Raw genomic sequence first — 9,371 nt, forward strand, 5'->3', positions numbered from 1 at the left:
TTGGATTGCACGTTAGTCAAAAAGTGCCGGACGCTACGACTATCTGGCGTTTCCGTGAAGACCTCATTGAGGCCGGGATAGTTGAGCAACTCTTTTCAACGTTTGATGCTCACCTTCGGGACAGTGGCTTCGTAGCCATGAAGGGACAGATTGTCGACGCTAGTATTATAAACGCCCCCAAACAGCGGAACAGTCGCGACGAAAACAGCCAGATCAAGCAGGGTAACATTCCCGATTGGCCAGCTAACAAGCAACGGCAAAAGGATGTTGATGCCCGCTGGACAAAAAAGAACGGCAAAACTTATTATGGCTACAAAAATCACATCTCGGTGGACGTGAAACACAAACTCATTCGCAGCTACTGCGTCACGGATGCTGCCCTGCACGACAGCCAGGTTTTTGAACAGCTTCTCACTGACAACACCAGCAAGGATAGATGGGCGGATTCAGCCTATCGATCCGAAGAAAGATTGCAAAGTCTCGCTGATCAAGGCTTTCGTGAACATGTTCAACGAAAGGGTAACCGTCATCGAAAATTGACCCCCACCGAACAGGAGGGGAATCGGACTCGGTCCAGGGTTCGTTCCCGGGTCGAGCACATTTTTGGTGTGCAGGCCCAGAAAGCAGGAAACCTTATATTGCGCACGATCGGGATAGTAAGAGCCAGAGCAAAAATTGGTTTGCGCAACTTGGCATACAATATCGATCGGGCTGGATTACTACTAACGACGCGAACGTGAAACGCGCTATGAGGATTCGCCCAACATGGCTCTCGCGCATACAATCATTGATGCGCTGGCATGAAATTGTTGGGTTCATCCAACCGAACAACCGGAGCTGTTAAAAAAAATTCCTTAAAAATGAGGCAAACGGGGTCCAGGGTAATTTTCAAGGTTCCCTCAATATGTGAATGAGTTAACAGTATATGCCGAACTCAATTCATCTGCGACACACTATAAATTCAAAAAAGAAAGGTCGGAATCGGCAATGACGTCGAGCAAATAGCCAAAGATACCTTTGCCGTGTGACAAAACCAAAGGTTCAAAACGACGACATGGGGCGAAATCACCAGCGAACAGAAAACTAAGCATATTTTTTTTGAAAGTATGCATTGACGAGATTAAAGGAAAAATCGACAGAATTTACCCATTATGCGACATAAGTTCAACAGTTCCGATATTCATAAATGAGCTATCGGCAACCCCTATATTGCCTGCTAAATCTTCAAAAATTTATTTCTGTTCCGGATTACAGATTTTTCAAGATTACTACAGTGATCAAAATCACTGCTAAACAAAAAAATTACTTTATCAATGATAAATATAAGCATTTACATGAGTACAATAAACAATATAATCCGTCGATAACCTGCATTTTCCTCAACAAATATCTTCCTAACAATATATTATTATAAAACATCTTTCTATATATTATTTTTGAATATTCTGAATAAACTTTCAAAATATTTTTATAATATTCATTAACCGATTTATTATGATTTATCTTTGATTTTATATTATTATTTAAATCAGACCAGCTCCCCGGTACTCGCATTCTGTAAACAACCATACAATGAGGCAAAAACAATGCTCCGCCCGACAAAGCCCCTAAAATCTGTATAACAGAATCACCAACTGGAGGATTATACTTATCAAAAAAATCAAAAATCTTATCTAAACATTTATTTCTAACTATAATTGAAGCAGTCGGCATAAAACTTCCGCCACAATCAATCACTTTTTCTATAGAAAATATTTTTTGTCTATCGCTATGTTCACTTACCTTCCTATTTTTTCTTGGTCCATCTTCAAATTTTGCGACTGCGGAATGAAAGCTGATTTCACAGTCAGAATAATCTACCATCGCCTGAATTTGCCTTTGTAATTTTAACGAATCAAACCAACAATCGTCTCCCTCACACACCGCACTATATTCACCCTTCGCTCTCTCAAAATTAAAAAGACTACATTTTTTCCCCTGCGAATATTGATTCACAGTCTGATAAATCGGCTTAATAATACTCGGGTACCTCTTTTCATATTCACGAATAATATCAGCAGTTTTATCCGTAGAAGCATCATCATGAATCAAAATTTCCAATGGAAAATCGGTTTTCTGAATCAAAAAACCATCCAGAGCATCCCTTATATATTTTTCATGATTAAACGTAATACAGTTAATGCTAACCAAAGGTTTATCATATCCTCCCCAACGGGCAAGCATTTCTGCTTCGGTTTGAATTAGAGATCGATCAATCGTAATATCAGGAACCGTCATAGATCATTTCCCTTTACGTTAAAAGCAAGTTTGGATTTTGTTTTTAAGAATCTTATCCATTTCTTCAAATGCCGGCATTTTAAAAACCTTACAGGTCCAATAATAACTAACAACTCCCAATATTACTCCAACAATCAACGATAAAAGAATGCTCGGCACGATAAATACACTTCCAAATACAAACAAACCCATTAAAAAAGCCGACCAAAAATACGGCAATAGATCTCGAATCTGATCGGAGATTGTATAGCCCAGAAGCTTGCCGGTATAGTAGCTATTTAGATAGTAGGCGACGAATGATGTCACGATTTGCCCCCAAAGCATGGCTTCAATGCCCCAACGGTAGGTAATGAATATGGATAGCACGACTAATATTTTTTTAAAGATTTCCAGTCGAAAAAAGAGATCAGAGCGACCAAGAGAATTCAACACGTTCAGATTGATCACGTGCAACGGCCAAAAGGCACCTATAACACAAAGAAGTCGAACATAGGGGACACTCGGCAGCCATTGTTCACCAAGCAAAACCAAGATCAAAGGCTTTGCCAGCACGCCCAACCCAACCATCAGGGGAAAAACAACCAGAACCAACGTCGTCAAGGCCTTGCGCAGACTTCGTTTCAATCTGGCCTTGTCGTTTTGCAGACTGGAAAAGACAGGAAAGGTTACTCGACCAACAATGGAGCAGATATTGGCAACGGGGAGATGCTGGAGGTTCTTGGCTTGAGTGTAGTAACCCAGAGCCGTCGGAGAAAATAGTTTCCCGATCACCACCAAATAGATATTAACAAATATCGTATCCAAAATACCGGCGAAAAGAAGCCTGGAACCGAAACCAAACATTTGTTTAAGGGATGCCAGGCTTAACCGCCACGCTGGACGCCATGAAGTTAGGACCCACAGCAGAATGGTATTCATGAAGGTTCTGCTGAGTGATTGCACAACAAGGCTCCAAACACCGAACCCTTTATACGCCATGGTAATCCCAATTACCCCAGAAACCAGGGTTGCCCCCAAGCCGACCTTGAACAGTGTTTTGAAATCAATATGCTTGTTAAGTAAGGTAGTTTGAATGAGGCCAAAAGCATTAAGGACTAAATTCAGCGACAATGCCTGGGTAAGCGGAATGAGCAACGGCTGATCATAAAAAGCAGATATCCAGGGAGCCGCCAAACAAAGGGCACCTGCAGCCAAAAATCCGACTACGATATTGAAATAAAAGATTGAGCATTCGTCCAGATAAGTGGCGTCCTGCTTCTGGATCAGTGCCTGGCCAAATCCGCTGTTAATAAAGGATTGGGCCAGTGCGATGAAGATGGTCAGCATCCCAATCAAACCGAATTCTTGAGGTCTGAGCAACCGAGCCAGAATAATGGTAATGATGAATTGAATGCCTTGCTGACTAAAACGTTCACAAGCACTCCACGAAAGAGCGGAAACCGTTTTCTGTTTCAGCGACATTCAGCGAACCGTCCTGACAATCAGCGCACATTCCTTTGATTCATCAAAGAGATAATCAATCCCACTGGCAAAAATGATTTCAACTGTGCCATCAATACGTGGATATCTGTCGCAATGCTTCATATAGGTCCTGTTTCTATCCTGATTGACGGTCCGATGGGGACAGAAATGCTTGAACTCACCACCGACCTGTGGAAGAAGATCTCCGCATAAAAAATTAAAAGCTTTCCTTGTGGCAGCAGGTCACGAGTCAAACGTTTCGCAATTCTCCAATTCTCGCCGATAAATATACTGCCCCCTCATGCGCTTGGACTTGCCCCCATCCCCGGTCGCATTCTTGCATTCCGAAAGTTCGCTCAAATCCCGCAGAAGCCGCGTGGCCGGGCCACAATACAGGGCATTACGTATTTCCTGACTGTTGAACTGGGTACCGCCGCAGTTCACACGATCGAAAATGTCATATTTGACCCGCTCGGACGCATGAGGCTCAATGACATAGACGGCTATCTGATACCGCTCAATCTTACTCTAAAAAATCGGTTCAAGATCATTGAACTTCTTGCCATCAAAGCGGGGAAGCATTTTGAGTTTGGCTAAAACAAATTCGTTATCCAAAAAAAAGGAAATCAAGGTGCTGATCCTCTGCCTGCCGTCCACCACCTGTTTCTGCCCGTTTTCATTTTCGAAAACATAAACAACAGGCAGAGGAATCCCCATGAGCACACTTTCGATCAACTCCCGCTTCTGTTCCAGCGTCCAAACCTCTCAACGCAGAAATACCGGCGCAACGACAAGCTCGATGGGCTCGAGGGGCTCTTTTTCAGCCATGCGCTTGAGTTCAAATACGCTGTACTGATCCCGCCTGACCTTGACCACCGCATCTAGATGCACTTCCCGGTTCCGGGAATAGAATTCTCCTTCAGCTTCGAGTGCAGATTCGTCTATCATAGACTTTTGATGCATTTTTATTGTATTGGATTGCAATATATTGGTGAATCAATCCGTACCTACTGCCACAAACCTATGATTGACTATCTGGCGAGTTGACGTACATGCCCGGCAAAGCCAAATTCCTGATCTTGGACAGTGTACGCAAAGAGGTCGAAAACCGCGTACCCCTGATCCGTTTCAGTCACCCCCATTCCTCCGGACGATGCTGAACCCAGCCAAGATCTTCCCGAATGATCCTGCCTGTCCCATCATATCCTGCCAATTGAAATCAATTTTTTCATTGCATAGCAGGACGTATTATTGCCTACATCTTCAATTATTTCTCGAATTCATCCGAATAGGATTTTTTTTCAAAATCCTCTCGAAGTATGGACATTGACAACTGACTGAAAAATTTTCCGGATTTATATACACGATCCCTCAGAATACCTTCTTTTTTAAACCCAACTTTTTCACCCATCCGTATGGATGCTTTATGCAAATCTAACCAAACAGCAGAAAGGCTATGAAGACCTAATTCATTAAATGCGTAATCCAACATAATAAACGCAGCTTCAGTAGCATATCCTATATTCCATAGTTCCTTCTTTCCAATTACCAAGCCACCCCAAACAGCTTTTCTATTCCGAAAATCTATTGAATTTATGCTTAAGTATCCAATCAACTCATTATTATCTTTCAAACATATACCGAAATAGTTATTATTTTTATTGTCAAAGATTTTTTCTTCTACCCATCTTTTATCATACTCTGAAGAAATGTAATATTTATTCCCTCCTGTATATTTATATATATCGTTATCATTTCTCCACTTATTTAATATTCGATAGTCATCCAATTCAAATGCTCTGAGATATACCCTATATTTACTAATATCCACAAGAAAACTCCTTATAACTTTTAATTATAAAATTCATATCTTCTGTGCAGTATCTTTGATCTATCGGAATCGGCAATACACATGAGACAATATCTTTTTCAAGGCTAGAAATATTGGTATTATCCAAAACATTCGGCCAGTATGTTGCGACAAAAATTTTATGATTAATAAAATCTTGCCTAAGACCATCCTTTTTAATAAACAGTGGATAAACCATTGGTGCATTTATATTTGCACAATCAACATCTAATTTATTTTCGGTTTTAAAAAAATCATGTAGATATAAAAAATTTCTTTCTCGATCAAGTTTTGCAGATGCGTAGTCGATCGATTGAAGAAGCTTTTCCGTGAGATTAGACATCCTTCGAATTGGCTGATTTTTTAACAATGAAGAATTTTTACGAAATAAGGAATAAGCATCTTTAGCTGAACAATCCAATCGTTTTGTCAAATGATCAAACCGTTCATAGGAGCAATCCTGGCTGATAGGATCGTCTAATACTTTATTTGAATAGAGGTAGGCCCCATCAGGCACTCCAAAAAATTTTCTTGCAGAGTAAAAAGTATCCACATTTTGAATTGGATTGCTATAAAATGCCTGAGTATTATCAATAATTAAATTATCATATCTTTCACTTAGCAACTCAATAACTTTTCTTTTAACACCAAAATAATCAACATAAAGAAGCGCTTCATCGCCAGATAATTTTTTGTTAAAAATTGGGTCCAAGCTTTCATCAACATGATAAAACTCATGTTGTATACAGAGATTTCTTATCGGTTCGAAAACAACATCACAAATATAGTACGGCAGATATATTTTTTTATAATTATTTACGCGGAGAATATACTCCAAACAGTTTCTTCCCGTATTTAGTTTTATTGCAGAGGAGTGCAACTCAGACCTGAAAGGGCATTCAAGTTCAAAAAACCCACCAATCTCTTTCATGCAACTGCTACTCTTACAAGTAGATCCATTTTATCTGTTTTAAGATACATCTCTTCTGCAGAATCAAACTTTAGCAAAAAAATACCGATAGTACAGTTTGAACCATTAAACTTCTTAACCAATGATCCATTTTCAACAATGATATATTTTTTCAAAATATTATTTGAAATTTCATTATCGATAGAGACATCTAAAAGCTTTCCATCTTTTTTACTATGTATTGCATGATATGAGAAAAAAGACTTTGGATTATGCATAGAAAAATTAATATCTTCATAACCAAGGGCATACTCGACGGCGTACTTTACCATATCAATACCGGTAGCTATGGAAATTATTTCAGGAAGACAATTGCCACCACTTCTTGGCCCTATTTCCATTAGATAAATATCGTCATTTTTATCAATCATCACTTCTAAATTTATGGCGCCGAATTTAAATCCAAGAAGAGATAGAGCTCTTTGTATTTCGGTATGGACCTGTTCTTGGAGCTCACAAGATATTTTTGAGGGAAAAGTCATCCCAACAGGCACATAGGGGTTACAATTCGTATCGACAACTTGATCACCGAAACATCTAAAGGACAAAAGACCATTGCTAACGAACCCATCGCCTCCTACTTGTGCTCCTTTTTTACAAACAAACTCTTCAATTATTACAGAATGATCTCGAGAAAAATGCAAAGCGTACTCGAATGCATGTTGAAGCTCTGAAGTATCGCTTAATTTCGTAACTCCTTTACTCCCTGAAGAATCAACCGGTTTTACAACGACCGGGTATTTAACTTTCAAAAGTGCTTTTTTTGCCTCATCCAAGGTTTTTACAGAACAAAACAGTGGGGCATTAAAACCATGAGACCGTAAAAAAGCACGAAAAAGATCTTTCCTGCTCAATATTTCAACAGAGCGATATGGATTAGAAGGAAGGCCAAGTTTTTCAGCAACATACGCCGCAGTTAACGCCGCAGGATCGGAAGCATATGCCAAAATCCCATCTATTTTCAATCTGGAAGCCAATTCCAACACTGCTTCCATATCGGTCGTACTGACATTATAATATTCGTCCGCATATTTATGCCCCGGATTATCCGGCAGATAATCACACGTAACAACATGATATCCAGCATCTTTGGCATATTTAATCGACGGAACCTGAAAATACGAACCGCCAAGTAAAAGTATCTTTTTTTTCATGGTTTTTTAAATTTCAAAACGCCCTATGACACCTTTAATAAACTGACAGGTTTTAATGTCAGAAAATTCATGGGTTATGCATTTATCACTTGAGTTCAGCTAGTATAATTTATTCAGAAAGAATCTTTATCACATCACAAATCCTATTCACATCATCCTCACCCAAATCCATATACGTCGGCAACGTCAAAACCCTCCGCGAGACTTCTTCAGCTACGGTCAGAGGTTTTGAAACCGGTACGGATTGATAGCAGGCAAATTCATTCAGCAGGGGATAAAAATATCTTCGGGCAAATATATTGTATTCCTTGAGCTTTTCATACAGTGCATCCCGGCTCATGCCGAATTCTTTTTCATCGATCAGGACAGGTACGTACGCGTAATTATATTCGATGTTTGGTTCCGGGTCGGGGCTGAATGATATCCCCGGCACCCCTCCCAGTCGTTCCCTGTATATTTCGTATACCCGCGTCCGCTTTGCCGTCAGATCATCCACATGCCTGAGCATCACAGATCCCATAAGGGCCTGCATTTCGTTCATCTTGGCGTTGGTGCCGGGCATAACCACTTCTGTTTCATTTTTAAAGCCAAAATTCTTGAGATAATTGAAGGTCTGGCAGAGGCCGGAATCTTTGAAGGTGAGCATGCCCCCTTCAATGGAATGGTAAAGCTTGGTGGCATGAAAGCTAAACATGCTCAGATCACCATACTGCCCGATGGGGTTATCATCGACCGTGACCCCAAAGGCATGGGCGGCATCATAGATAAGAGCCAGATTGTGTCGTTTTGCAATATCGGCCAGAGCTTCCAGATTGCAGGGGCGGCCAAAGACATGGACAGCCAGGATGGCTGTGGTCCAGGGCGTGATCAGCTCCTCGACCTTAGCCGGGTCCAGAGTATAATAGTCGGGTTCAATATCGCAAAACACCGGACGGATTTTGTTCCAATACAAGGAATGGGTGGTGGCCACAAAGGTGAACGGCGTGGTGATCACTTCCCCGCTGATGCCCATCCCCTGCAAGGCAATCTGCAAGGCCAAGGTACCATTGCTGAACAAGCAGACATTGTCGGATGCACAATATTTCTTGAGTTCGGAATGGTACCGACGCAGCACAGGCCCGTTATTGGTCAGCCACTGGTTATCCCAGACTTCTTTAAGGCCTTCACAAAATTCCTCCAAAGGAGGCATGAAGGGCTTGGTCACATATATCGGTTTTTCAAATTTTTCCACGAACCAACTCCATATGGCTGTACATTGAATGCTCCTGCTGCTCCAGCACCTGCATCAAATACTACCCAAATTCACTTTTACCTTAATCCGTGACAAACGACCAACAAATATCACATGACCGTGCAATTAACATGTTGATTATCAAAGAATAATATTAAAGTGTTCACCTGTCCTAAAAACTCACTTAGCAGGTGAAAAATGAAACGATTTATCCTTGAGCAATCTGACAGTGAAGCCTACACCAGCCACTCCGGGCTTGCCCTGGTGGGGCTGTGCATCAACCGTTACTGTGATCTGGCCAAAGCGACCAAGCGCACCATAGGGGACGATCGGAACGTAATCACCCATCCTGACATCCTTCGCAGTTATCTTGGGTTACTCTGCCTGGGCAAGAGTGACTATGAGGCTATCACTTCCATGCGAGACGAT

The 9,371-nt window shown here is 41.1% G+C and carries 9 protein-coding genes and 1 pseudogene; 2 read left to right on the plus strand and 8 right to left on the minus strand.

The genetic code is table 11. From position 1 onward, the window contains the following. On the plus strand, positions 1 to 740 hold a 740-nt coding region (locus G494_RS0114255; protein ID WP_028585073.1), incomplete at its 5' end, for an IS5 family transposase. Positions 741 to 1,302: 562 nt separating this feature from the next. Here G494_RS0114255 and G494_RS26300 read toward each other — a convergent pair. The 8 genes from G494_RS26300 to G494_RS0114295 form a co-directional block, all read right to left on the minus strand. Further along, the gene (locus G494_RS26300; RefSeq protein ID WP_084456868.1) at positions 1,303 to 2,277 is read right to left on the minus strand and encodes a glycosyltransferase; all 975 of its coding nucleotides are present in this window, start codon (positions 2,275 to 2,277) and stop codon (positions 1,303 to 1,305) included. Between the two features lie 18 nt (positions 2,278 to 2,295). Further along, entirely contained in the window at positions 2,296 to 3,738 is a 1,443-nt protein-coding gene (locus tag G494_RS0114260) for a lipopolysaccharide biosynthesis protein (RefSeq protein WP_028585074.1), read from the minus strand. A gap of 528 nt (positions 3,739 to 4,266) precedes the next feature. Beyond that, positions 4,267 to 4,491, minus strand: a complete 225-nt coding sequence (locus G494_RS27445; RefSeq protein ID WP_269746594.1) for a DUF262 domain-containing protein — start codon at positions 4,489 to 4,491, stop codon at positions 4,267 to 4,269. Between the two features lie 12 nt (positions 4,492 to 4,503). Next, on the minus strand, positions 4,504 to 4,686 hold the full coding sequence (locus tag G494_RS27450) for a hypothetical protein (RefSeq protein ID WP_028585076.1): 183 nt from the start codon (positions 4,684 to 4,686) through the stop codon (positions 4,504 to 4,506). Positions 4,687 to 5,005: 319 nt separating this feature from the next. Next, positions 5,006 to 5,569 (minus strand): GNAT family N-acetyltransferase, encoded by a 564-nt coding sequence (locus tag G494_RS0114280; RefSeq protein ID WP_028585077.1) that lies wholly within the window; start codon positions 5,567 to 5,569, stop codon positions 5,006 to 5,008. Continuing rightward, a complete protein-coding gene (locus G494_RS26910) occupies positions 5,559 to 6,518 on the minus strand; it encodes a hypothetical protein (RefSeq protein ID WP_153305889.1) in 960 nt (319 codons plus the stop codon). Before G494_RS26910 ends, G494_RS0114280 begins: the two co-directional genes overlap by 11 nt. After that, the gene (locus tag G494_RS0114290) at positions 6,515 to 7,711 is read right to left on the minus strand and encodes an ATP-grasp domain-containing protein (protein ID WP_028585078.1); all 1,197 of its coding nucleotides are present in this window, start codon (positions 7,709 to 7,711) and stop codon (positions 6,515 to 6,517) included. The genes G494_RS26910 and G494_RS0114290 overlap by 4 nt, the downstream gene beginning before the upstream one ends. 109 nt (positions 7,712 to 7,820) lie before the next feature. After that, complete coding sequence (locus G494_RS0114295) at positions 7,821 to 8,942, minus strand: DegT/DnrJ/EryC1/StrS family aminotransferase (RefSeq protein WP_028585079.1); 1,122 nt, start codon at positions 8,940 to 8,942, stop codon at positions 7,821 to 7,823. Between the two features lie 198 nt (positions 8,943 to 9,140). Here G494_RS0114295 and G494_RS0114300 point away from each other — a divergent pair. After that, positions 9,141 to 9,371, plus strand: a pseudogene (locus tag G494_RS0114300) (IS1380 family transposase); the annotation flags it as partial.

Source organism: Desulfogranum mediterraneum DSM 13871, from assembly GCF_000429965.1.
Taxonomy (GTDB): Bacteria; Desulfobacterota; Desulfobulbia; order Desulfobulbales; family Desulfobulbaceae; genus Desulfogranum; species Desulfogranum mediterraneum.

What these genes read in the sequence shown, in the direction of transcription:
- G494_RS0114290 (WP_028585078.1), bottom strand. Translation starts at nt 7,711, where the DNA reads ATGAAAAAAAAGATACTTTTACTTGGCGGTTCGTATTTTCAGGTTCCG.
- G494_RS27450 (WP_028585076.1), bottom strand. Translation starts at nt 4,686, where the DNA reads ATGATAGACGAATCTGCACTCGAAGCTGAAGGAGAATTCTATTCCCGG.
- G494_RS26300 (WP_084456868.1), bottom strand. Translation starts at nt 2,277, where the DNA reads ATGACGGTTCCTGATATTACGATTGATCGATCTCTAATTCAAACCGAA.
- G494_RS26910 (WP_153305889.1), bottom strand. Translation starts at nt 6,518, where the DNA reads ATGAAAGAGATTGGTGGGTTTTTTGAACTTGAATGCCCTTTCAGGTCT.
- G494_RS0114260 (WP_028585074.1), bottom strand. Translation starts at nt 3,738, where the DNA reads ATGTCGCTGAAACAGAAAACGGTTTCCGCTCTTTCGTGGAGTGCTTGT.